This window comes from Citrobacter sp. LST-B2, assembly GCF_057983045.1.
In genome coordinates, this window is sequence record NZ_CP192598.1 from 4,523,409 (window position 1) to 4,545,921 (window position 22,513).

Consider the following 22,513-nt stretch of genomic DNA (forward strand, 5'->3'; position numbering starts at 1 on the left):
ATTACCTCAGCAGAACAGGGGTGATCATAATCACGAGCGTGTTACGACCGCGCGTACCGTTCTGGCCACCGCCCAGGATAAAGTTGTCGGGTGTGAATGTTCCCTGCTTGTTTGCAGAAAGGTTCTGTTGCTCAGATCCGGTTAATACCAGTGTCTGGCCTGAGCGCAGGTTAACTTTACGTGCCAGCCCCTGTGTCGAGGTATTCGGTATATCGTTACGGGTATTCCCGTCCCTACTGATAAATTTCTCTATCTGCGGTGGACTGGTATAGCTAAAAGCGAACTGCAGTTGCACGTCACCGTTTTCCTGGATGAACGGCAGCATGGTCATGAACAAACCGGTGGTGATTGTGGTTACGGTCTGTGAGGAAGTAACCCCGACATTAGCTGTTGCAGTTGAACTGGAACTTGTCAGAACGCCCTGTTGGTTTGAGAGCTGATAAGCTACCGGCGTCAAATTTGCTGTTGGGTCGGTCTGGTTCAGCGCCATGCTGACGTTGCCCTGCTCGGAAAGCGCTTTAATCAGCAGGCTGGAGCCGGAAAATTTGGCGGCATTGCCTGTTGCCGTGTCGAGAATCGAAATGCCGGCACTGCCTGCTGAAGTCGAAGCATTGGCCATTGAACCGGTCAGAGTGGCGCCAAAATTGTGCAGGGATTTGTATACGAGCCCCCAGTCAAGACCCAGTTGCTCATTACGCGTCTGGTTGACGCTGACAATCTGTATGTTGAGCTGGACCTGCCTGCTTAGAACCTTATTCTGATACTCAATGTAACGACCAATACGCTCCAGAACGTCCGGTGTGTCAGTAACACTCAACGTGCCAGTAGCTGCTGAAAGCCAGAAACGACCAGATTTTGGCGTCAGCATCTGCTCGATGGTTTTACGAATGTCGTCGTACAGGTCGCTGTTCATGCCATAATCGGTCTTCTGATTAGAGCTAATGTCTCCGCTAGTCCCCCCCGATGTGCCGCCACCGCTGCCCAGCTGATTGCCAGAGCCGGAGTTAATTGATGCGCTACTGTTTACTTTCGTATTCAGGATAACGAGCTGAAAAGTGCGGGTATCCTGTCGATAAAAATAAACTCCGTTTCCGTCACTGCGCCATGACAGCCCGTACCCGCTGGCTTCGACATCGAGCAGATCACGAACATCTCCCTGGAATTTAAGGCCACGCATGAGCGCCGGTGATGGCTGAACGGAGACGGGCTGAGCTGACGTAGCCCCCATCTGTGCCAGGGGAACCCGACCATTGTCATCCGGCGCCGGCAGTTGACCACTCATCTGAGAAGTTACCACGCTGCCGGTACTCACGTTGCTCAGCGCAGCAAATGCATCTGGTGTGATGGAGACTCGTATACCACATAGCGCAGTGATGCGCTGTCCCAGCTCAGGCAGTGAAATGCCGTCAGGACGATTAATCGTTATCTGACAGGGAGGCAGATTCTTTTCGTCCGGAGTGGAGACCACCGGCGTGACTGGCTGCAGGTTTACCCAGGGCTTATCCATCCAGACAACAGTTGGTTGTGATATGGACTGACGACTCTGCAACACTCGCTGAGCCGTATCGGCCTGCCCAACGGCTTCCTTGTCTATTTTGCTGATTTCATTCAGCGAACATGATGACAGCACAAACGCAGCGGTAAGTACTGTCAGGCAGAAAGGTATACGCGGCATCCGCAGCTCCCTGATTCTGTTAGTTAAGATAAACAATGCTGCCTTCCGTCACACCGGACGGCAGAGACAGGTTCATATCAGTGCCATCCGCCATCCGCAGACGACCGCCTCTGACGGTCAGGGCAAGCGCAGAAGTCACTGAGCGGGCGCGCAACGCGGCATAAACACCGTCTGTTTCAGGTACCCAGATCCACAGGCGACCGTTCTGAATAATGCTTTTGATACGACTGTCTGGTAACGGCACCATTCCAGTCAGTGCGGTTGATACGGGGCCATCTGTTATGGACCGCCCGTGACGCCAGTTATTTACGACATCAGCAGTCCGAAGCATGTCTGCTGCAAGCTGTTCAGGCTGAGTCTGCTGCAGCGCAAGCCGTACATGCTCTGATGAGTGGTGCTGTGCATCACCGGCTATCAAGATGATGACAAGACAAAGCGCGAAAACTGGCAGCGCATATCCCATATCATTTCCCGTCCTGAATCGGCTTATCGTCCACGAATACCAGGCACTGAAGACGATTTGGTGCTGCATAGAGGGGTTTTTCTGCAGGGCGATATAACCTAAACAGCTGCACGATAACCGACTCGAAATTACCGCGCAGCGTAAATGGTACATCGATGCGGTAGTTCACAGGCGTTGGCCAGATAACTACCCAGGTAGGACTACTGCCACTCTCACAGCGAACCGATGTAGCCCATTGGATCAGAGTCTCTTTTAACGTAGTGCCTGCCTGCGCGGTCCAGGCCTGTCCGTCTGGTAACGAGGAAAGCAATGCTCCCGGAGTGAAAACAGTTTTTCCGCTGACCGGAGCAGTAGGAGAGATAACAGTGGAAGGTGGATTACTGTTCTGAACTGTTCCACCTGGTTTCACTGCACCAGATGGAGTTAAAGGCACACCAAGAGCAGCTTTATTCAGAGGTGTTGACGCAACTGACAATGCTGACGGCGCAGGCGCAGGCGCAGGAGCCAACTCTGTTGATGGTTTTACCTTGCCAGATGTTAACTTAGCTGCGGGACTTGCCTGTGTTTTCTGCACCGGAACCTTAGATTTTTCCCCAGGCTCGCTGGCAGAGAACGGGTTACGAGGTGTTTTTGCTGTCGTTGCAACAGATAAAGGAGAAACAGCTTGAGAGGTAACTTTTGGTGTCCCTGGTGACAAAATGGAACTTTCCGGCCGAGCCGGGGGCAACGGATAGCTGTTATTTCCAGTACCAGAAAGTCCCTTAGAACTGTTAAGTAGTGTACCTGTAGAAGCCGATTTCCCTGTTCCCTGACTTGCTACACTCGCCTGCAAGGGACCTGTTGTTGAGAGGGCAAGATGTCGGTATTCATCACGCAGAACGAAACAAATTTCTCGATTCAGGTCATCTACGCGCATACGCCAGGCAGGCCCGGCCAGGATTTGTAAAGCATCTCCAAGCTTCACAGGTCCTATTGAACGCTGCACAGCCGGTAATGGTTTAACGAACAATTCAGAGAATACACCCGGTTCGCCTGAACACAGTGAATAACCTGATTCAAGCATCACGTATCGCATACCTTCCCCAATCGTATTCACCATCTGCAAAGGCATCCTGATATCGATAATCTGATTCAGTGGGTCACGCTGAGCATCTACAGGTAGCGTACTGGCAAGTGTGTAACGATCGTAACGAACAACTTCAGGGGAACGGTTTTGATAAAGATCCTGAACACGGGGAGAGCCCTGAAGCCTGCTCATGGGTCCAGAGCGAGAACTAAAGTCTGTGCAGCCAGCGGCAAGCAGACATAGCGTGATGGCCCCAAGCCGATAACGTGTCTGCAGGTTTATTTTTACCATCAGGAATCCCCAGGAGTTGTCCGAAACAAGTCGGATATTCTGGCGGGGATGCCTTTTCGGACAATGCAAAACTATTACTGAGAACTGAAGAAAATTTCCTCGGTGGGGCAACCGCGAAAGACCAGGATAACCAGTTTCAAGGGCTTTCACCGTTTTCGGGCGCAGGGAAAGGAGCTACACGAGACCGATTTATCCAGCCAGTTGGCAATATTTTAAAATGTATTCGCTTAGATTTGACCTGATACAGCTATGGCACAGAGCCAAACCTAATCTGACAGGCAGCTCTGTGCCAGGAGCGGACGTTAAATTGTTCTGACCACTTCTCAAATCGCGCTCAAACTTTATTTAGAATGGTTGTTTTTGCACTTTTTTCAGTTTCGCAATCTGTAATGTAATTGCAGGTAGCTTGCTCTCTGCCCTCTTAATTCAGATGGCTTCGAAGCATAGTGCAGAATGCGCAACCGTAACCTGTGACCGGAGAGGCATTACAGGTTCCGGCGAGCGATGGGCCTGAGTGGCTGAGGTTAAAACTGCTAAAAATACTGGCTTCAATCGCAGTGAGTTTATTCGTGGAGATCGTGGTCGTCGGGGAGAGTTCAGATTTAAATGCCAGCGCACTGAATGAGGTCACTGCCAGGGATGCAACGATAATTTTATGAATTTTCATTTGAGTTATCCTGAATGAACAACATACGACAATCCTTCACTGTAACCTGACATCAATGTGTTATTCGCTCGTGGCAAACGTGAGTTTTTCCGGGCATTGAATCATTGACGCTTTGACACTCGGACCTTGACTATCTTGTGCAGGTCGTAGAATAAATAAGCGGGACGAATCGGAGAAAACGAAAGAAGATTGTAACATTCCGTCACACATTTCCGCGCTGGCCCTTCTTTACAATCATTGCTGTGCTGATTTAATGTTATGTTATAACATACATTCCAGGGGCTCGTATGCTTTCTCCAACGCTTTTTTCACTCTCTCTTCTCCTGCGACTGGGCGTGGGCATACTCATTTTAAGTGTTTTATGGGCTGCCGTTCAGTGGGCGATCGCACTGCCATGATTGAGCTTCAGGAACTCAGCGTCGGTTATAACCATTCTCCCGTGACATCCATCATCAGTGGACATATTGCAGTTGGCAGCATGACTGCAATCGTCGGTGAAAATGGGTGCGGCAAATCGACGTTACTCAAAACTCTGGCCGGTTTTCTCCCTCCTGTGAATGGCCATATTATCTGGCCACACGGGCGTCCGGACACGGGATGGCTTGCCCAGCGAAATACCCTGGAGTCCGATTTCCCGATAGTCGTCCAGGATGTAGTGAGCATGGGGCTCTGGCCGCGAGTGTCACTTTTTCGCAGTATCCGCCGCAGCGAGCGCTTGCGAATTGCGGCCGCACTTGAGCGTGTGGGGTTGCTGCATCTCGCAAAAAGCCCTATTGAGACGCTTTCAGGTGGGCAATTTCAGAGAATGCTTTTTGCCAGAGTCTGGTTACAGCAGGCTCCATTGATCATGCTGGATGAACCGTTGACCGGGGTAGATGAAAACACCAGTCATGTCCTGATGTCATTGATCGAAGAAATGCATCAACGGGGACAAACGATTCTGGCCGTTCTGCACGATACCACGCGGGTGCAGCGCTATTTTCCTTCTGTATTGCGTCTGGAAAGTGAGCGCAGCTACTGGCAAACGCAAGTGCACAAGGAGTGTGTGTCATGACGTTACATTTCCTTATTCAGCCTTTTATTGAATATGGCTTTATGCGTCGGGCGCTTGTGGCGTGTCTGGCGCTGTCGCTTAGCACTACCACACTGGGCGTTTTCTTATTTCTCCGGCGAATGAGCCTGGTGGGTGATGCGTTGTCACACGCTATTTTGCCCGGCGTAGCCATTGGTTATCTGCTCAGTGGCATGTCGCTGTTTGCAATGGCGACAGGGGGATTTATCGCCGGTATTGTTGTTGCACTGGTAGCCGGATGGGTCAGCAGGCAAACGCCGCTTAAGGAAGATGCCAGCTTTGCCGGATTATATCTTGGCTCGCTGGCGCTCGGTGTCACGCTGGTGTCGTTACACGGATCCAGCGTGGACCTGCTGCATCTTCTCTTCGGCTCGATTCTGGCGGTCGACCGGGCGTCCCTAATTTTCGTCGCTGCGGTAGCGACACTAACCCTGCTTAGTCTGGCGGTATGCTACCGGGGACTGGTGAGCGAGGTATTTGACAGTACGTGGCTTGAGGTCAATAAAAAGCGCCTGCCCACTCTGTTTCACACGCTGTTTCTGGGTCTTCTGGTTCTCAATCTGGTGGCGGGTTTTCAGGTGCTCGGCACGCTGATGGTTGTCGGTGTGATGATGCTGCCAGCGGTTGCTGCACGATGCTGGATGCAAACTTTACCAGGAATTCTACTGCTGGCAGGTGTGGTGGGTGTCCTGTGCTCGTGGCTTGGGCTCAGTATTTCCTGGGCTATCGCGTTACCCGCAGGGCCATCTGTCGTGCTCTGTGCCAGTATCTTTTTCTTTTTTTCTATTTTATTTGGCGGGCGTAGCAGACTGGTTGTCACTCTGTTGCGCCATTTTTTTGGTAAGGAGTGATAATGAAACGTACAGCACTTTTTCTGGCACTCAGTATGGGGTTCATGGCGCACAGCGCCAGCGCGAAAACCATTAATGTGGTCACCAGCTTTTCCATTCTTGGCGATATGGTGCAACAAGTGGGAGGAGAGCACGTTAGCGTGAAAGCGCTTGTCGGGCCTGACGGCGATCCGCATACCTTTGAACCATCACCGCAGGATAGCGCCGCTATCGCCAGCGCGGATATTGTAGTAGTCAACGGTCTGGGGCTGGAAGGCAGGCTGGACAGACTCATTAAGGCGTCAGGCTTCAAAGGCACACTGATCGTCGCCTCTGAGGGTGTTAAAACGCATACTATGGATGAGGATGGTGAAACCGTGGTTGATCCTCATGCCTGGAACAGCGCGGCGAATGGCGCACAGTATGCACAGAACATCGTGAATGGGCTTATCAGTGCAGATCCTGAAGATAAGGAGGCGTTGAGAAAATCCGGTGAGGACTATATTGCGCAGTTGAAAGCACTTGATGACTGGGCGAAAAACCGTTTCAGTGGTATTCCTGAAGCAAAACGCATTGTCCTGACCAGCCACGACACGTTTGGTTACTTTAGCCGCGCATATAACGTCCGTTTCCTCTCGGCGCAAGGCCTTTCCTCTGAAAGCGAAGCCAGTGCAAAAGATGTTGCCGAGTTAATTGAACAGATTAAAGCGGATCATGTTACAACCTGGTTCATGGAAAATCAGCTCGACCCGCGTCTGGTCAAACAAATCGCCAGGGCAACCGGTGCGAAGCCTGGTGGTGAGTTGTACCCTGAAGCGCTCTCACCAAAAGGTGGCCCGGCGGATACTTATACGAAAGCGTTCAGACATAATGTTGATACCATCGCTGACAGTATGAAGTAACGATTTAAGCCAGGGATCACTCTGTGTGGCGCCTGAACGGAGACGTGCCAGTACAGCTCTTCGTTCAGGATTATTATCCGCATCCCCGGGACGGACATCTCAACTTAGATTCTACAAGAGCTTGTTAAAGCTGATTTCAGCTGTTCGTGGGCAAAGATGAAATGTCCGCTTCACGCCCTGAGACATTCGACAAGCTTTTTATGGCTTCAGTAAGGGCGAGTGTCTCGCTTCGAGAGCCAGCAAATATTTCGCTTCGTCATAACAGGTTCTGGCCTTCCAGCAGCGGTAAATGATCCTTATCCATTTGAACGCCAGTGCCCGGATCGCAGACTGATGAGATTTGCCCTTTTCTCTAAGGCCCTGATAATACAGTTTGGCCCAGTATGATGAATTAACCGTCTTGGCAGCCCATTCAACAAAGGTCTGCCTGACGAACTTGGCACATTGCCATCGCCAGTGAACCCAGGATTTTTGGCCGCTTCGTTCGGTCACCGGTGCTATACCTGCGTAGTTTTGAATTTCTTCAGCGCTGTTAAACCGGTCACGGTTATCACCAAGTGCAGCAAGCATCCGTGGGCCCATGCACGGTCCCATGCCCGGAAGTGATTTGAACAGCCCCGCATCTGGCAATGTGTCAAACAGCGTTTCGATTCGTTCGTCATAGGTTTTGATGATTTCACTCACGACTTTAATTTGTGTCGCCAGTGCTGCTGCCATCAAAGCATTAGCCTCTATAACACTCGGGTCTGTAGTCAATGGGATCGCATTATCAATACTCGCAACACGTTGCTCGGTAAGGGCCATAGCGCGACCACCTTTGGCATTCAGAAAGTTGCGGATCGTGTCGCGTCTGGCTCGTTTCAGTTGTTGCAGACTGGGCCACCGGATAATCAGCTCACACAACAGTAAGCTACCCCGATGTGAGAACCACTCCAGTGGCTGAGGATAATACTGTTTAAGCGTATTGATTATCCGGTTCACAAAGCGTCGTTTATCTTCAACCAACTGACGACGTTGCTCAACCAGTTGCTGAAGTAAGCGAATATCCGCATTGTCGGGTTCAATAGCTTTTATCTTCTGGGGGTAACGCAGCATTAACTCTAATGCCAGCTCGGCATCCTGCGGATCATCTTTAGCGCCGCTGGGCGAGAAGGCTTGCCGATAACGAGCCAGGGACAATGCGTGGACGGGGAAAACGGTGATAAAGGGGTATTTTTGAAGAGCATATACCACGGGGCCCTTCTTCAGTTCGAGAGCTATTGCGATTCTACCTTTTACTTTCTGGTGTAACTCAGTAAGCCAGGCATCAAGCGCTTCTGCTGTATGTTCAATCACATCGAATACGCGTTCACCGTTTTTAAACTGAACACAGACATCGTGTTTTTTATCAGCCCAGTCCAGACCAACGTGCGCAGCAAATTGATTAGTCACAGTCATCACCAACTCCTTTTTATCGGGGATTGGTATGCATTCCACGCTCTTCGAAAGAAATATAGCCAGCAGTTTATCTGCATGCCCTGAGTATTCGTTAGCGAACGTGGAGCACCCACTGGCTCGAAAGAAAAGCGGCGATCATCACGTGATTCTCGCTCAATATTCGTAACCAGTAAGCGCATACCCTGAATCACTTAAAGTGTAATTCTCAGGGTGCGAATGACTATATTTCGCTCAAAGCAGACTGTCAGATTTGATTGTGTGCTGGCGGAGTACGGAGAAAACTGTCAGGTCAAGCCTGAGCTAATACATTTAAAAAGAAAAGCGCCGGGAAATCCGGCGCCTTAGTCTGCAACTTAGTCATTATCAGGCTACGCGATGTGGAACATGGGTCACGTCACCACGGCCAGCGAGCAAGCCATCGACTGAGATATCCTCATCGAGATTATCCCAGTGAATACCACGTTTACTCAGTTCATAGTCATTACGTTCTTTGTCTGTGGCATTCAGCAGACGAGGAAACCAGGCGATTGGTACGCCCATCACCCTGCCATCGTTTAATTCGACCCACATGGTGGTCTCATCAAATCGTACATTTTTAGCTGAAATAGTCATTCCAGGCCTCCACAAACATCGTCTGGTTATGTTGAACCATCTTAGTCAACTCTTTAAGAGTCCGGGCATCGAAGCCATCGTTCCTGCTCAGTTTAACTTCATCTTCAAGCCAGAATTTCGCTTCACCATCAGCGTTACGGACATGAATATGAGCGGGTTCTAGAGGATTTCCCTCGTTCGAGTAAAAGAAAAATTTGAATCCGTTAATTCTCAGTATAACTGGCATTAAAAAAGTACCCCGCTCCTGCCATGATTATCTTGAATAAAAAAGCGCCAGTCAAACTGGCGCCTCTGTAAAATCCAATCAGGAAATGGCGTAGATCGCTTTTCGGCAGATCCCATAACCATGCCCCAGAAACGGTATGTCATCATCAAAATCCATCGGAGGTTCATTAGCAGGATTGTGTGGCGCAGCTGACTGCTGAGGCTGAGGCTGCTGAGGCTGCCCCCAACCTCCTTGCGCCGACCCAGGCTGCTGAGCATTACCGGTACCTGCTGGAGCATTACGACTACCCAGCATCTGCATCGTACCGTTCACACCAACCACAACTTCTGTTGTCCAGCGTTCAACCCCGCCATTATCAGTCCATTTGCGGGTCCGCAGATGGCCTTCAATGTATACCTGTGAACCTTTTTTCAGATATTCACCGGCTATTTCGGCGAGTTTGCCAAACAACACAACGCGATGCCACTCAGTGTTTTCCTTCATTTCACCGCTTTGTTTATCACGCCATGACTCCGACGTTGCAATACTGAACCCTGTAACAGCTGTGCTATTGGGCATATAACGTACTTCGGGGTCCTGACCGAGATGGCCAACGAGAATAACTTTGTTAATTCCGCGACTTGCCATGATGTAATCTCCTGTACCTAATCATATTCACGCTGCGTCCATTCCCCTTTTTCAAGAGCAATATCGGCCTGCAGACTGGTTTTGTAGTATTCGACTGACTCACGGGACACGGGTCCCATTTCGTTCGCGGTTCCGATATAAAAACCGCGCTGACTGGACAGAACCTGGATCTGTAATTGATACCCAGCTTCTGAAGCCAGTAAACCGAAAGGATTTCCCATGCGAGAGCTCCGTTACGTTATCGAGAGAGGTAAATCTCCCGAAAGAGATTTACCGGATGTAAGAAAAAAGAATTAAAACGAGTTCGGATCGTAGTCTTTAGGAGCCGCAGAACCTTGTTCCGGGGTTTGAGATGCATTTGGCGCTGTGTAAACGACTTCCTGGCCTTTCTTAATGAACTCGACCTTAATCAGGCGAGCCTTCAGAGAAGGTCTGGATTCACCGGAATGTTCACCCGACTGAAGGGTAAACACGTCAGCTTTCAGGCCGCTCAGCACAAACCCCAGCAATACTTTTTCCTCTTCATCCACGGCCTTCTGGCAGCGGTTGATGAGTTTTGTAGCCTCTGGGCCCGCAACAGTGACATCGAAACGAGTGTATGACGCATTGTCGGTAGGACCAGTCAGGGCATTAATGACAGCGCAGGTAAATTCACCGTTTTGGCCCTGTACACGACGAATCGAGCTCAGGTAGCCGATACCGCTTACGTTAAGATTGAAATACTCTTTTTTCTGGCTGGCAGAGGAAGAGGTGGTGGAAGAAGATGCAGTTGTAGTAGCAGTCATGATGTTATCTCCGGAGTGAAAACTAAACTGGTTGCGGAGAAACATCTATCCCTTGCGGGATAACGTTTCCCGCAGGGAAGTCAGCAAATTTTTGCCGACTGGCTGTATTTGTGAAATGGACCTCAACTCGCCAGGAGTACCTGTTCTCAGAGGTTAAACAGGTTTACCACCCGAAGGCGCCACTCTCAGGTTTTATGTGGCATTGGCATGTGATTACCCGAAGGCGCCCTTCTCAAATCACCAGGGCATTGGCAGTTGTCGATGACAACGATTAGCCTCTTTATCATTTATTCAGACGCAGCAGATGTCAACGCCGGTGTGCGTAAAAAATCATCAATGCCAAAAAATAAAAAAAGCGGCACCTTTCGGCACCGCCTGTGAGGTCTGCACCATTAGACCTGATGTTGACCTGCTTACGCAGTTGCTCCGGGGGTGTGTTCAGGACCCGGCACGGTTTCACGGAGTTTTGTGCCTTTTTGACTCACGTTCAGGTGTGGACGCGGCCAACAAGACTGTATCCTGCAAGCACTGCATTTGATGCTCACAGGACCCGCAGTCACGGGGTGCGGCTTCAGAGCCGTCGCAACAATAGCAAAGGCATCCTGTCCCCGCAATGAGAGACAAGGAATTAATTATTCTTTGGTTTTACAGCCTTAGAGCTACGCGCGCTTTTACGTTTCTGGGTGTCGTTGTTGATGATTCCTTTGCAATCAGGATAACGAGTACACCCCCAAAAATCTCCTTTCTGTCCTTTTTTTAGGCGAGTTTTCCCCCCACATAAAGGGCACGATGGTGTGGGTGGTATTCTAATGCTCACCCGCTGCTGTCCTCCCATGCTGACAAGGTTACGGGTCCATCCGACCTGTCGCTGCAAAAAATCATTCAGGGTAAGGCGTCCTTCTGCTACTTCATCCAGAGCCTGTTCCCAAAGTGCAGTCATTCCCGGGTCGGTTAACTGCGAGGGCAGAGCATCAATGACATCAGCACCAAGATCAGTCGCGCGAAGCTGCTTACCTTTGCGCACAATAAATCTGCGGTTCAGCAGTTGCTCAACGATACCAGCACGGGTGGCTTCCGTGCCTAATCCGGCGTTGTCCTTCAGTACCTTACGAAGAGCAATATCGGTAACAAACGCTGACGCGTTCATCATAGCGCCGATGAGTGTTGCGAAAGTATAGTGAGCCGGCGGACGAGTCATTTGCTGCACGACCTCTGCACCGTTTACTCCGCAACGGTCACCCTTCCTGAGAGGAGGAAGTTCAATACTGAGATCATCATCCCCTGGACTATCCTCTTCCTCCTTACTGAAAAGGACCTTCCAGCCCATTACAATCTCCGTCCTTCCTGTTGTGCGGAACAGTTGCCCGCCAATGTCAAACTGCAGACGAGTAATATCAGATTCGTGCAGGGGAAGAAATTGTGCCAGATAATTTCGGCGGATAAGGGTGTATACCCTTCGCTCTGCCTCACTTAACGCAGAAAACTTAAACGCGTTTCGGGTAGGGATAATGCCATGGTGAGCTGTGATTTTTTTGTCGTTCCATATACGCGAAACAAACGAAGTATTTAGACCTGAAAGAAGAGAACTACACTCTGGATCAGACAGACCAATAGCGGAAAGAACCGAGGGGATTTCCTCACGCATAGACTCAGGAAGGTATCCACAATCAGTTCGTGGATAAGTGGTTGCCTTGTGTTTCTCATAGAGGCTCTGTGCAGTGTCAAGCACCTGCTGGGGTGACATATCCCAGAGCAGGCCACAGGCCTGTTGTAAAGTGCCGAGCGAAAAAGCCAGCGGTGCTGCCGCTTTTTCACGCTTCGTCTCACATTCTGTTACGGTCGCTGCTCCAGCCTGCCGGCAAAGATGCGCTACCTGCTGCGCTATATTTTGGTGTACACAGCGTTTTTCTTCGTCGGTATAAACCTTTGCAGGTACCCATTGCGCCGGAAAAGTTCTCCCTCCCGCACTCAGAAGCGCCTTAACCTGCCAGAAAGGTTTAGGGATGAATGTCGCTATCTCCCGATCACGTCGGACAACCAGTGCCAGAGTGGGAGTTTGCACCCGCCCGACAGAAATCACACCGTCGAATCCTGACTGTACTGCAAGCAGTGTATACAGACGGGACAGATTCATTCCAATGAGCCAGTCGGCACGAGCGCGACCAAGTCCAGCATGATACATTCCAAGAGTTTCGGCACCCGGTCGCAGATCCTGGAGAGCTGCACGGATGCTCATTTCATCAAGGGCAGAAAGCCAAAGCCGCTGTACAGGACCGTCCCAGCGGCAGTATTCCAGCAATTCACGGGCAATTACTTCTCCTTCCCGGTCCGCATCAGTGGAGATAACCACATCATCGACCTGGCGCAGCAGCCGCTCAATAACCTTGAACTGAGACTGCGTCTCCTTTTTTACCACCACCTGCCATGGGGAAGGCAGGATCGGCAGAGCAGAGAGCGACCATGGTTTGCCATACTGTTGACCGTATGCTTCAGGCGGTGCGGTCTCCAGCAAATGCCCTACTGCCCAGGTAACAGTGACGCCAGGGCCAGTTAGAAAACCGTCGCCACGTCGGGTGGCACCCAAAACATTCGCAAGATCTCGCCCCTGTGAGGGCTTTTCGCAGATAAACAACCGCATGGTGGTTCCCCGGTCAGGCAGCCCGATATCGCATACGAAGCAGGTTTACGCTCGATTCATTAACCGGCGGTGAGAAAGCTGAGCGCTTTTCACCAAGAAGAACAGACAAATCTGGCTCTCCCGCCACCTCGCATGCTTGTTTCCATGTTTCGTTGTTTTCCACAGCATCAAACCGGGTAGCATCAATACGGCGATAAGATAAAACAGAGCCATAGACCTGACGAATTAATCTGCCACCTTCGCTAAGATGATGATCACGGCGAGAACGTGTAATTAATCCATAATGCGATGCCTGTAGTGCCTTTTTCGCAAACTGATCGAATCCTACTAACAGAAACACACACCTGTAACCCAGAGGGGTTCGTGTAAATACCTGGATATCGAGTGGCTCAACAGATGCAACTTCTGTCAATGTAATACCAGGCGGCAACATTGACATCTCAGCATCAAGTTGCTGAATCAAAGCAGTCATAGAATCTGATGCAACCTTGATCTTTTCTTCCAGGTTAAACATAGCAACATCAGCCCATGGATTATTGCGCAGGGAATCCTGGTTAATCAGAGTCGCACGGTGGAAAAACTGAGGCATACCGATAATTCCATGCCTTGCAGGCTTTTCACCGTCCTGTTTTTCAGGCTGACGCCCTTGCCATAGCCCGATTGCGTAATTCGTATGCAGTGCGATCGTCATTTCAGACTGCAGCGCACCAGTTCTTTTCTCATTTTTTTCTGCCATCGTTGTCACCTGTGCTCAGTTAAGATGAGCAGGCATAGTCCTGAAACACCGGTATCTCCAACAACGCGAAACTCATAATTCCAAGAACGAAATTGTAAGTTGGTTAAAATTTGTACTTGCTGCGCCCCGCAGCAAGCTCATTTTTTAACCAGCTGCAATACTTTCCCGCAAGACCTCAACCACAACACATCGAAACATGATTCTTTTTTGTACTTGTTGCGCCCCGCAACAAGGTCATTTTTTAACCACTATTGCGCCCAGTAGTTCTGCTCATTTTTTGTACTTGCTGCGCCCCGCAGCAAGCTCACTTTTTAATCAAAAACAGATTTTTGATGCCATAATCATTTCTGGACCTGTTGCCGAATAGCCGCAATCATCGCCCTTACCTGCCCCTGAGACGGGCGTTTCGCAGGTTGAACAGGGACGTCGGCTGTGGGTACAGTACGTGATTCAACCGGGCGGGAAATTGTTCCACCAGAACTGGCAGTCGCCGTATCCTCTGAAATTTTCAGCTCACCACTTCGCGCCCTGCGAAGCATAGAGAACATCCAGCCCACCGGATTGTTGAGCCTTCCAAGGGCCTGTTGTTCACGCAGCATGTCAGCAAGGGCTTTTGCCATTGTCTCCGGAAGCGAAGCCATCTGCGTACTCAGCATCTGCCTGTCTTCACTGTTCAGAGCGTTCAGAAAATCATCTGGCAGGAATTGCTCACCACACGGTACGTACGTTTTTTTATTCACACTGTGTGTGAAAGAACGTACGTTACAGTCCGAATTTCGGACTCCGGCGTAACTCCTTGATTTTTTACTGAGTCCATTTTCCGGACTCTGTGAATTATCAGGTTTAAGGGAACTGAGTCCGTTTTCCGGACTCAGTGAATTCGGGCTGTTTTTTATGCGTTTTTTACTGAGTCCTGATTTCGGACTCGATTGCACAGCCTGTCGCTGACGAGCCATTTGTTCTGGTGTGGCAGGTGCACTTAGTCGGCTCTCAATAATGGCCAGGCGGCTGTGACGGTGGCGCATTCCCGGATCATGAAGGATGTCATTGACTACAGCCAGCGCCGTCATACGGACGGCTTTATTCCTGCTCAGGCAACTCTCTTCAACAAGGGTCAGCCAGCCCGGATCAAAAGTCTCAGCATCACGGTAGCCCAGCGGCTCATCATGCTGTGCATAGATATTGCCTCGCACACGACCATGGTCGTCGCGAACACGCTTACACAGGCTGAGCCAGCCTGTAAGACGCAGCATCAGCAGAACGCGGCTGACCGTATCTCTGGAGGCCTTCTCTGAATGTGCCGACGCCAGTTGAACCTGGAGCTCATCATAAGTCGGGAAAACAGCACCTTCATTCTGCTGTGCATACAACCGGATCATCACCCAGGCGGTTTTATCCAGTGGCGAAAGACGGGTATCCAGAAACAGCTGTCGGGGAAACGCATCATGTACATTTCCCATAAAAAGAAGCCCGCTGCGCTCCTGACCGACATCACCAGTGTCTGTACGCCGTTCGAGACTACGCTGCATCCTGGACAGTGTATGAGCAACTATGCTGTCTGCCGGAATGGTCATTTTCTGCTCTCCTCTTCAACCTGAGACAGCACAATGCCGGGATAAACCCGGCACTGTACGGTCAGCAGCGGCATTCCGTTACCGCCGTATTTCACGGTTATAGGTCTCATGATCCATCAGCCACCAGTGTTTACCTCCATCCTTACTGAGGATGCGCCAGAACGGCCCAACATCTATCTTGAGATAGCCGTTCATCGTCAACCGACGGAACACCTTCTCACCGCAGCACACTGCGCTGAACAGCCGTTGCGCCCTGCGACGAACCGAGGGGGAAACGTACTGACGTGAAGAAAAGTCGGTCATCTGCATCATGCTTCCTTGCGCTGTTGTGATTCACTCTTGCGGGATGGAGTTGTCTCCCGGCACCACTGGCAGACCCTGCTCCAGACTGCGGTCAGTGACAGGCCATGCTGCTCAGCGGCAAGCATCATCGCTTCCAGAGCCTGATGAGAGTCCGGGGATGATAGCCCGGCAGCCTTCCACTCGATCCATAGTGCCGAATCCTGTGGCTCCGTCAGAGACTGTGTGCGGCCCTGGCGAGACTCTATCCCCATCAGACGACGCCGTGCGCTAACCTCTGATGGAGACAGGCCGAAGTATTTATCAATCAGTTCCATTGAACCGCCAAGCTCAAGCGCCCGGTCTATCATCAGCATTCGTTTCTGCTCATTACGTGCCTGGTTGAGCATCAGCCAAAAATTTTCGTGATTCAGGCTAACATCAAGCACAGAAACGTGTGACTGGCTCAAATAATGCAGCTCATCAAGGCTCAGCTGACTCAGTGCGCGTATCTCCTCGAGTGACATTCCCAGCGACTCACAGCGGCGGATATTGCCGTTTTTAACATCCATCAGCAGTGATGAAAGGATGGCCGTGGTGGCCTGTGAAAGGTTGTGCTGGCTCATAGGGCCCCTCCTGATATCATCTGATCGGCAACAAGCAGAACATCAAAAAGCCAGCCCGACAGGCAGGCACTCCATAAAATAATGTTACTCATGTGTACAGCCTCCCGCCGTAATCTGCTGTTGAGCCTTCGCACCAGTCAGGCCTTGATGAACTTCAGTATCCCGCCCCGCGAGCCAGCCCGCTACGCGTGCTGCTCTGTCGCCACGGCATTTACCGGCCGCCCTGACGTTTACAGTCCCCAAGGTGTCGCCGGTGTGACGCTGGGCAAGCCAGCGCTGAAGCATGGAATTCTCACATTCTGAAGGCGCAAATGACTGCAGTACCTGCCAGACGCCAGATACCCACCCTTCACGAAACTGATCGGCTCTGCGACGAAGCGTGTTCTTAAGAATACGGCGCTTCCGGTATCCGGCAATCTGACCGTCAGTGTCTGCACGAAGTTGCCGCTGTAAAACGGTATAGATATAGAGCGCAACTTCGGCTCTCCCGCTGAAACCATAAAAGTGCAGAGATCGGCGGACGCTTTTTACACCACTGCAACTAGTGTGAATATGCCAGCCAAACCAGCAACGGCAGCCCGTGGCCATGCATACCACTGTTGCGAGTGAACTTAGCCAGGCTGGCACTTTTTCAGCATTACTGGTCAGGTTCTGACAGACGGATTCCTGGATATCATGAAGAGAAAGCATGTCAGGGGTCAGGCCATGACGCTGCATCAGCCGTTGAGCCAGAGCCACTGCACGGGCCGCCTCGTGTGGATTACTGTTCCGGGTACCCAGCGCCATCAGTCGCCGGATACGTGCAATCACTTTTGTATTTTCAGACATGGTGTAGCCCCCTGCAGCCGGCAGCACGGTGAACATCCTGCTTCTCCTTCACATCCTGACAAGCGGCACACAACTCTACGCCCGGCACTGCCAGCTGACGGGCAGCGGGAATGTCCGCGCCGCAGCACTCACAGATTTCTTTTGACGGGCGTAACGAGTGCACTTTTGCCCTGACAGCATCGATGCCGCGCTGGGTGAAAATAGCGGTACTGGCCTGAGCCATTTCATCATTCAGGTCCTCAGACATTTTCCCCTCCCTTCACAACCAGACGCTGCAGCTCACGCAGACGCCGTATAACGCGGATAAGGCGCATTGTTTTTACAACAGTGACATCATCGAAAACGGCAGTATCTGCAGGTTCCTGAGAGCCAAAAAAATTCAGGCAGAACATGAACATATTGAACTGTTTGTTAGGCAGTGAACCTGATAGCCCGGCGAGGAAAAGAGTAAACTCACTGGCGTTCTCTGAAATGGAGAAACCAGCTGAATGATGGTCTTTATCCTCCCGAACACAGTCCGCGCAGCCCATCGCTTCGGCAATTTCGAAAGTAAGCCGATAAGCCATATCCTGCAGGTGCTCGATGTCGTCCTGTAAAGCGGAGATGTGCCAGATATCATTGACCGGTTCCAACCCGGTTGCGGCGAAGGCCACTGAGCTAACTGAAGGTGTGGAAGTTTCATCCTGTTCGCCAAAAGCAGAAACGAGCGAGTTGGCATTAACATCTGACTTAAATTGCCACTCTCCATCGTTATCAGGATTCTCTGTCTGACCGGTAATCACAGGATTTCCGCCAAACAGGTCATTCTGAACTTCACGACGCGGCTCACTTCCAACAGACATACCGCCGGGAAGTGCAGTATTGTCCTGAAGTTCTGGTACAGCTTCCGGACGCCCTGGAGTAGTCAGCGTACCGCTACGCAGACCAGTAACAGGGGGCTGGGATGAAGTATCTGCTGGCAGAGTCGTAATTGGTGGTGATGTGCGTTCCCGACCACCTGACTGTTCAGACGCAGGTGTAGGTGCTGGCAGTGGAGGCGGCTCGCCAAACTGTTCCCTGCGTTTTTGTTCACGAGGATCAAGTTCAATTAACCAGCGGTCATAATTCAGGCTTGGATGGGGAAGAGCCTTAACCAGTTGACCGATAAACTCATCCCTGAAAATATCAAGGGCATAGCTTTCAGGTTCATCAAAACACCGGCAAACTGCACCAAACACATCATCAAGAGAACATTCTGGGTTTACGTCACCGCTGAAAGATTTCCAGACCTTCATAGCTGAAGAACGAAGGCTCAGGAGTGGTGTTGCCTGACCACGGCTCATGCCACTCTCAAGCAACTGGGGCATATGTGGATAAAGGTAATTAAGCGTATCTTCCATCCGGCTTACGCTGGAGTTATCAATAGGATAACCTTCCTTACCCAACAGATCCGAAAGTTCTCGTAAGGTAACACTCCGGCCCAGTTGCTCTTCATAAATTACCCGCGCTTTATGAACACCGAATGCCTTTTCTATATAGGTAAGATCTCCCCTGACCTCATTCTCAGCCAGGTGACCAACCAGACATTTTAGACGTCCAGGCCAGGGTTTGAAGATCGTGTGAACGCGATAAAAACGTTCATCACCAGTCTCTTGCCAGAGATCGCAGAGTATCTGATACCGGGTATTTCCCCCGTCACTAAAGATATAAACATCATCACCATCCGGATCACGGGTCACTTTTGGAATCGAATCCAATCCTCGTGCACGGACGGAAGCTTTAATTTCCTCAAAACGAGGATTGCGTCCTTTGCGCGGGTTATCCGGATTCGGGCGAAGCTGGTCAAGGGTAAGAACCATTGCCATTTCATTTACTGGCTGGGTAACGGTGGGAGTATTATTATCAGCAGCCTGAGCCGGTGATTTTCCACGCTGCAACATGGCGTCGCCAAGGTTAAGACTACGGACGTTGCTCATGCAAACCTCCCGGTATGACCAGGGTTAGCAGAAAAACGCGTATAACGGCCTTCGTATTGCAGTCGGATCGTACCAATCGGTCCCTGACGCTGTTTGCTGACAATAATTTCAGCAACCCCCTTGTCTTCAGTGTTTTCGTGATAGACCTCATCACGATAGATAAAGACAATAACATCAGCATCCTGTTCCAGTGCACCGGAATCACGAAGATCGCCATTGTTCGGCCGTTTATCAGCACGACTCTCTAGTTGACGATTCAACTGCGAAAGGGCAACAACCGGACAACCCATTTCTTTCGCCAGCGCTTTGAGTGACCGCGAGATTTCAGCAATTTCCTGTGTGCGGTTCTCCTGATCCGGACAACGCATCAGTTGCAGGTAATCAAGACCGATGACTGAAGGGTGACCATAACGGCGGGCGTTACGACGGGCGCGAATTCTGAGCATGGCGGGGGTCAATGAGCCTGTGTCATCTATGATGAGGCGGTCTTTAAGGTCACCCATCAATAGTGAAGACGCGTTTGAAACGCGCGCCCATTCCTCATCATCCATCTGGCCATTTTTTAAATGTGTTAGATCTACACTGCCAAGTGAAGCGACCATACGCATGAGGATCTGCTCGGTGGGCTGCTCAAGGCTGTAAAACTGCGCATGTGTATCGGCTTTTTTCAGAAGTGAATTCAAAATCAGGCTGATCAGAAAGGCAGTTTTCCCCATTGAAGGCCTTGCAGCTATAAGTATCAGGTCAGCTGCCTGCAGCCCGCTGGTCATGGCATCAAAATCTTCAAATCCCGTAGGCGTACCAGTAATACCATCAGGCACATTGCAACGACGTTCCAGCTCTGTAAGGAGTTTTTCCATGCCGTCAAGCAGCGTCACGGCCTGCTGTGGTTCTGAACGTTCTGCCAGCCGGGTAATTTTTTGCTCTGCGGTTTCCATCACCGCCCCGATATCAGCACCGGATGCCTTAACAGTTTCGGTTATCTCAGCACCAATGGCGACCAACTGTCGCCCCTGGCTGTACCTGGCAACAATGTCACAGTAAGCGACGATATTGGCCGCACTCGGAGTATTTTTTGAAAGTTCGGCCAGATAGGCGAATCCGCCAAGTTGCTCAAGCGCATCCTTACCACGGTTTTCAATGCTCTCAGCAAGTGTGATCAGGTCAATCGGACGCCCTGCTGCAACCAGACGCGTCATTTCATGAAAGATGACCTGGTGAACCTTGAAATAAAAATCATCGGAATCGAGACGGAGCGCCACTTCATCCCAGCAGTCGTTATCCAGCATCAGGCCACCAATGACGCTCTGCTCAGCATCCTGAGAAAACAGCCCCGAAACATTTCTGCGGTTATTAGAGGTCATTCCTCGCCCCCCGCATTAGCTAACGCATCAAAATTCGTTTTCCACTCTGGGAAAAGTTCACAAGCCAATTGATACATTGACGTAAACGCTGAGTCGCTTTTACGCCGGGTATTTTTTTCAAGACGATGTACCGGTACGCCCTTAACATGCCCAAGGACATAGACAGTCAGGTCATAGATACATGTCTCCAGCAGGTCGATATGAATTTTGTCTGCATGGGCGCTGTAGCGTTTATCTTCAACGATCGCTTTGACTTCAGCGAGGGTCTCAACAGACAGATTGTCGTATTCCATACAGTTGATGAGCAATTTTGTGACTGGAAGCTGAATGCCAAACGCACAATAAGGCAGCAATTCTTCCATCAGCGCGACTGTTCCGCGCATGAACTCCCTGACATCAGGAAGAATCGGTTTGGCAATACCCACCATGGTTCCGGTGGAGGCCAGGATAATTAACTCAGACATCACTGACCGTGAGCCTTGTGAATCGACAATAATCACGCCATATGAATTAAAAAGGGGATGTGAAAGAGCATTTCGGAGGCGAACTCGCCCATCAGGCGCATTCAGCATTGCAGTTGGGAGAAAATTACGAGGATCGTTGGAAACGATAATGTCCAGATTATTGATCGACGTACGGGAGATCAGATTATCGGGATTTGAGAGATCAACTGTCTGCATCAACAGTTCGTACAAACCACCAGGGGCTTCATATTCAAGCGGGAATATACTGCTGGCCGTTGGCTGAGCATGGTCGCCATCAATCAGAAGTGTTTTGATACCTGCATCGGCCAGAAATCCTGCAAGATTAGCTGACTGAGTAGACTTACCCTCGCCACCCTTAGTGGAAACAACAGGTATAATACGAGGCTTAACACCCAACGTTGGATAATCGATTGATTGTAAATGCATTTTAGCACCTGAAAATTAATCAGGATGCGATTCAACAAATACCGATCATTCTTCTATGGAATTTAACATTTTGTCACAGGGATTGAAAATCCCCGTGTCCTTGGTTCGATTCCGAGTCCGGGCACCACTATTCATAAGGCCTCGCTGAAAAGCGGGGCTTTTTTCTTTTCTGGCTACGGTAGATTTCTGGTCGTTGCAACACGTTATTTGTTTGCTGGATTTCACGCCATTTCTGCAAATGTTCTTTGCTGTCAAAGACATCCATACTCTCTGATAAGCCTGTAAACAAACCCGCTTTAGTTCCATGCATTTTTTGAATTCCCGGCCAAATCCTGCGCGAGCGCTATACGCTGACAGCGCAATAACGACTGGTTTTGCAGATCGGGGGTTATAATAAATCGCTGAGTGATGACGATATTAATATTACTTTTCTTTGTGGCGTTTTTATACCATCTTGAGCTATAGAGTAATGTCGGGTGAAAATCGTAATCAAAAGATCAATCATGGGGAAAACGCAATAAAAAGAATAATGACCCATCCAGATTATCTGGACGCATATAAAGTTATATTTTGTTCTGCACTAACTCAAAATCAAACAGGATTAATGTAATAATTATACGTAAATTCAGATTATGACATTCAAGATTCTGCGTGAATATCATACCAATAAGATGCTTTTCTGGCTGAACTTCATGTCCCAACTATCCAACTCATTGATAATAATAAAAGTCAGACTAATTTCCTGAAGGAGTGTCCGCTGGCGACAATATTATCTATAACGCCCTGTCTATATGTATTGTAGAGATAAATTCTCTGAAATGAGAAAAAGCAGACCTGACAATTATAACTGACTCCTCTATTTTTTCCACACCATTTTTCGGACAGTTTCAGTTTTCTGAAAATAGTGACATGCAACAGCCATTGTTACTCACAATAAAAAAAGCTTACT

Annotated in this window: 24 protein-coding genes; 3 read left to right on the forward strand and 21 right to left on the reverse strand. The window is 50.1% G+C overall.

Going from position 1 to position 22,513, the window contains the following annotated elements; all coding sequences use genetic code 11:
- Nucleotide 1: 1 nt before the first annotated feature.
- From pilN to ACQ0PY_RS21855, 4 genes are all read right to left on the reverse strand, one after another.
- Entirely contained in the window at nt 2–1,675 is a 1,674-nt protein-coding gene (gene pilN, locus ACQ0PY_RS21840; RefSeq protein ID WP_032676562.1) for a PilN family type IVB pilus formation outer membrane protein, read from the reverse strand.
- A gap of 19 nt (nt 1,676–1,694) precedes the next feature.
- The gene (pilM, locus tag ACQ0PY_RS21845) at nt 1,695–2,138 is read right to left on the reverse strand and encodes a type IV pilus biogenesis protein PilM (RefSeq protein WP_032676561.1); all 444 of its coding nucleotides are present in this window, start codon (nt 2,136–2,138) and stop codon (nt 1,695–1,697) included.
- 1 nt (nt 2,139) lies between these two features.
- A complete protein-coding gene (gene pilL2 / locus ACQ0PY_RS21850) occupies nt 2,140–3,495 on the reverse strand; it encodes a PFGI-1 class ICE element type IV pilus protein PilL2 (RefSeq protein ID WP_046092721.1) in 1,356 nt (451 codons plus the stop codon).
- Nucleotides 3,496–3,916: 421 nt separating this feature from the next.
- Nucleotides 3,917–4,162, reverse strand: a complete 246-nt coding sequence (locus ACQ0PY_RS21855) for a hypothetical protein (RefSeq protein ID WP_032676559.1) — start codon at nt 4,160–4,162, stop codon at nt 3,917–3,919.
- Nucleotides 4,163–4,556: 394 nt separating this feature from the next.
- On the opposite strand from ACQ0PY_RS21855, the gene ACQ0PY_RS21860 reads away from it, so the two are divergent.
- From ACQ0PY_RS21860 to ACQ0PY_RS21870, 3 genes are read left to right on the forward strand one after another with little or no spacing between them, the layout of a single operon-like run.
- Nucleotides 4,557–5,216, forward strand: coding sequence for a metal ABC transporter ATP-binding protein (locus tag ACQ0PY_RS21860; protein ID WP_032676558.1), 660 nt, complete (start codon nt 4,557–4,559; stop codon nt 5,214–5,216).
- Nucleotides 5,213–6,085 carry a metal ABC transporter permease gene (locus ACQ0PY_RS21865; RefSeq protein ID WP_032676557.1) on the forward strand — a complete coding sequence of 291 codons (873 nt, stop codon included), beginning with the start codon at nt 5,213–5,215 and terminating at the stop codon, nt 6,083–6,085. Before ACQ0PY_RS21860 ends, ACQ0PY_RS21865 begins: the two co-directional genes overlap by 4 nt.
- A 2-nt stretch (nt 6,086–6,087) precedes the next feature.
- Nucleotides 6,088–6,966, forward strand: a complete 879-nt coding sequence (locus ACQ0PY_RS21870) for a metal ABC transporter substrate-binding protein (protein WP_032676556.1) — start codon at nt 6,088–6,090, stop codon at nt 6,964–6,966.
- Nucleotides 6,967–7,164: 198 nt separating this feature from the next.
- Here the strand turns inward: ACQ0PY_RS21870 and ACQ0PY_RS21875 are convergent, their stop codons facing one another.
- The 17 genes from ACQ0PY_RS21875 to ACQ0PY_RS21955 form a co-directional block, all read right to left on the reverse strand.
- Nucleotides 7,165–8,403 (reverse strand): IS110-like element ISEsa2 family transposase, encoded by a 1,239-nt coding sequence (locus tag ACQ0PY_RS21875; RefSeq protein ID WP_000219087.1) that lies wholly within the window; start codon nt 8,401–8,403, stop codon nt 7,165–7,167.
- Between the two features lie 363 nt (nt 8,404–8,766).
- Complete coding sequence (locus ACQ0PY_RS21880; RefSeq protein WP_000155614.1) at nt 8,767–9,015, reverse strand: DUF2442 domain-containing protein; 249 nt, start codon at nt 9,013–9,015, stop codon at nt 8,767–8,769.
- The gene (locus ACQ0PY_RS21885; RefSeq protein ID WP_001144085.1) at nt 8,999–9,241 is read right to left on the reverse strand and encodes a DUF4160 domain-containing protein; all 243 of its coding nucleotides are present in this window, start codon (nt 9,239–9,241) and stop codon (nt 8,999–9,001) included. The genes ACQ0PY_RS21880 and ACQ0PY_RS21885 overlap by 17 nt, the downstream gene beginning before the upstream one ends.
- A gap of 78 nt (nt 9,242–9,319) precedes the next feature.
- A complete protein-coding gene (locus ACQ0PY_RS21890; RefSeq protein WP_032676553.1) occupies nt 9,320–9,868 on the reverse strand; it encodes a single-stranded DNA-binding protein in 549 nt (182 codons plus the stop codon).
- A 17-nt stretch (nt 9,869–9,885) separates the two neighbouring features.
- Entirely contained in the window at nt 9,886–10,089 is a 204-nt protein-coding gene (locus tag ACQ0PY_RS21895) for a hypothetical protein (protein ID WP_032676552.1), read from the reverse strand.
- A gap of 72 nt (nt 10,090–10,161) precedes the next feature.
- Nucleotides 10,162–10,653 (reverse strand): STY4534 family ICE replication protein, encoded by a 492-nt coding sequence (locus tag ACQ0PY_RS21900; protein ID WP_032676551.1) that lies wholly within the window; start codon nt 10,651–10,653, stop codon nt 10,162–10,164.
- Between the two features lie 628 nt (nt 10,654–11,281).
- Entirely contained in the window at nt 11,282–13,291 is a 2,010-nt protein-coding gene (locus tag ACQ0PY_RS21905) for a DNA topoisomerase III (protein WP_032676550.1), read from the reverse strand.
- A 13-nt stretch (nt 13,292–13,304) separates the two neighbouring features.
- Nucleotides 13,305–14,027, reverse strand: coding sequence for a PFL_4669 family integrating conjugative element protein (locus tag ACQ0PY_RS21910; protein WP_000818555.1), 723 nt, complete (start codon nt 14,025–14,027; stop codon nt 13,305–13,307).
- Between the two features lie 341 nt (nt 14,028–14,368).
- Nucleotides 14,369–15,601, reverse strand: coding sequence for an STY4528 family pathogenicity island replication protein (locus tag ACQ0PY_RS21915; RefSeq protein ID WP_032676549.1), 1,233 nt, complete (start codon nt 15,599–15,601; stop codon nt 14,369–14,371).
- 78 nt (nt 15,602–15,679) lie between these two features.
- Nucleotides 15,680–15,910: a ParE family toxin-like protein gene (locus ACQ0PY_RS21920; protein ID WP_001178480.1), complete on the reverse strand. Its 231-nt coding sequence runs from the start codon at nt 15,908–15,910 to the stop codon at nt 15,680–15,682.
- Nucleotides 15,910–16,506, reverse strand: coding sequence for a DUF2857 domain-containing protein (locus tag ACQ0PY_RS21925; RefSeq protein WP_000077899.1), 597 nt, complete (start codon nt 16,504–16,506; stop codon nt 15,910–15,912). The genes ACQ0PY_RS21920 and ACQ0PY_RS21925 overlap by 1 nt, the downstream gene beginning before the upstream one ends.
- 84 nt (nt 16,507–16,590) lie before the next feature.
- A complete protein-coding gene (locus ACQ0PY_RS21930; protein WP_032676697.1) occupies nt 16,591–17,334 on the reverse strand; it encodes a DUF2786 domain-containing protein in 744 nt (247 codons plus the stop codon).
- Nucleotides 17,327–17,581, reverse strand: coding sequence for a TraR/DksA C4-type zinc finger protein (locus ACQ0PY_RS21935; protein ID WP_032676546.1), 255 nt, complete (start codon nt 17,579–17,581; stop codon nt 17,327–17,329). Before ACQ0PY_RS21935 ends, ACQ0PY_RS21930 begins: the two co-directional genes overlap by 8 nt.
- Nucleotides 17,574–19,289: a ParB family protein gene (locus ACQ0PY_RS21940; protein WP_032676545.1), complete on the reverse strand. Its 1,716-nt coding sequence runs from the start codon at nt 19,287–19,289 to the stop codon at nt 17,574–17,576. The genes ACQ0PY_RS21935 and ACQ0PY_RS21940 overlap by 8 nt, the downstream gene beginning before the upstream one ends.
- Nucleotides 19,286–20,653 carry an SPI-7-type island replicative DNA helicase gene (gene dnaB-PI, locus ACQ0PY_RS21945; RefSeq protein ID WP_032676543.1) on the reverse strand — a complete coding sequence of 456 codons (1,368 nt, stop codon included), beginning with the start codon at nt 20,651–20,653 and terminating at the stop codon, nt 19,286–19,288. The genes ACQ0PY_RS21940 and dnaB-PI overlap by 4 nt, the downstream gene beginning before the upstream one ends.
- Entirely contained in the window at nt 20,650–21,564 is a 915-nt protein-coding gene (locus tag ACQ0PY_RS21950) for a ParA family protein (RefSeq protein WP_000550614.1), read from the reverse strand. The genes dnaB-PI and ACQ0PY_RS21950 overlap by 4 nt, the downstream gene beginning before the upstream one ends.
- A gap of 127 nt (nt 21,565–21,691) precedes the next feature.
- Entirely contained in the window at nt 21,692–21,874 is a 183-nt protein-coding gene (locus tag ACQ0PY_RS21955; RefSeq protein WP_146255631.1) for a hypothetical protein, read from the reverse strand.
- Nucleotides 21,875–22,513: the final 639 nt, after the last annotated feature.

Excerpts from the sequence above, each read along its gene's own strand:
- dnaB-PI (WP_032676543.1), bottom strand. The coding sequence starts at position 20,653 with ATGACCTCTAATAACCGCAGAAATGTTTCGGGGCTGTTTTCTCAGGAT.
- ACQ0PY_RS21860 (WP_032676558.1), top strand. The coding sequence starts at position 4,557 with ATGATTGAGCTTCAGGAACTCAGCGTCGGTTATAACCATTCTCCCGTG.
- ACQ0PY_RS21905 (WP_032676550.1), bottom strand. The coding sequence starts at position 13,291 with ATGCGGTTGTTTATCTGCGAAAAGCCCTCACAGGGGCGAGATCTTGCG.
- ACQ0PY_RS21870 (WP_032676556.1), top strand. The coding sequence starts at position 6,088 with ATGAAACGTACAGCACTTTTTCTGGCACTCAGTATGGGGTTCATGGCG.
- ACQ0PY_RS21880 (WP_000155614.1), bottom strand. The coding sequence starts at position 9,015 with ATGACTATTTCAGCTAAAAATGTACGATTTGATGAGACCACCATGTGG.
- ACQ0PY_RS21925 (WP_000077899.1), bottom strand. The coding sequence starts at position 16,506 with ATGAGCCAGCACAACCTTTCACAGGCCACCACGGCCATCCTTTCATCA.
- ACQ0PY_RS21910 (WP_000818555.1), bottom strand. The coding sequence starts at position 14,027 with ATGGCAGAAAAAAATGAGAAAAGAACTGGTGCGCTGCAGTCTGAAATG.
- ACQ0PY_RS21875 (WP_000219087.1), bottom strand. The coding sequence starts at position 8,403 with ATGACTGTGACTAATCAATTTGCTGCGCACGTTGGTCTGGACTGGGCT.
- pilL2 (WP_046092721.1), bottom strand. The coding sequence starts at position 3,495 with ATGGTAAAAATAAACCTGCAGACACGTTATCGGCTTGGGGCCATCACG.
- ACQ0PY_RS21865 (WP_032676557.1), top strand. The coding sequence starts at position 5,213 with ATGACGTTACATTTCCTTATTCAGCCTTTTATTGAATATGGCTTTATG.
- ACQ0PY_RS21940 (WP_032676545.1), bottom strand. The coding sequence starts at position 19,289 with ATGAGCAACGTCCGTAGTCTTAACCTTGGCGACGCCATGTTGCAGCGT.
- ACQ0PY_RS21930 (WP_032676697.1), bottom strand. The coding sequence starts at position 17,334 with ATGTCTGAAAATACAAAAGTGATTGCACGTATCCGGCGACTGATGGCG.
- ACQ0PY_RS21920 (WP_001178480.1), bottom strand. The coding sequence starts at position 15,910 with ATGCAGATGACCGACTTTTCTTCACGTCAGTACGTTTCCCCCTCGGTT.
- ACQ0PY_RS21895 (WP_032676552.1), bottom strand. The coding sequence starts at position 10,089 with ATGGGAAATCCTTTCGGTTTACTGGCTTCAGAAGCTGGGTATCAATTA.
- pilN (WP_032676562.1), bottom strand. The coding sequence starts at position 1,675 with ATGCCGCGTATACCTTTCTGCCTGACAGTACTTACCGCTGCGTTTGTG.
- ACQ0PY_RS21855 (WP_032676559.1), bottom strand. The coding sequence starts at position 4,162 with ATGAAAATTCATAAAATTATCGTTGCATCCCTGGCAGTGACCTCATTC.
- pilM (WP_032676561.1), bottom strand. The coding sequence starts at position 2,138 with ATGGGATATGCGCTGCCAGTTTTCGCGCTTTGTCTTGTCATCATCTTG.
- ACQ0PY_RS21955 (WP_146255631.1), bottom strand. The coding sequence starts at position 21,874 with ATGCATGGAACTAAAGCGGGTTTGTTTACAGGCTTATCAGAGAGTATG.
- ACQ0PY_RS21935 (WP_032676546.1), bottom strand. The coding sequence starts at position 17,581 with ATGTCTGAGGACCTGAATGATGAAATGGCTCAGGCCAGTACCGCTATT.
- ACQ0PY_RS21885 (WP_001144085.1), bottom strand. The coding sequence starts at position 9,241 with ATGCCAGTTATACTGAGAATTAACGGATTCAAATTTTTCTTTTACTCG.
- ACQ0PY_RS21950 (WP_000550614.1), bottom strand. The coding sequence starts at position 21,564 with ATGCATTTACAATCAATCGATTATCCAACGTTGGGTGTTAAGCCTCGT.
- ACQ0PY_RS21915 (WP_032676549.1), bottom strand. The coding sequence starts at position 15,601 with ATGACCATTCCGGCAGACAGCATAGTTGCTCATACACTGTCCAGGATG.
- ACQ0PY_RS21900 (WP_032676551.1), bottom strand. The coding sequence starts at position 10,653 with ATGACTGCTACTACAACTGCATCTTCTTCCACCACCTCTTCCTCTGCC.
- ACQ0PY_RS21890 (WP_032676553.1), bottom strand. The coding sequence starts at position 9,868 with ATGGCAAGTCGCGGAATTAACAAAGTTATTCTCGTTGGCCATCTCGGT.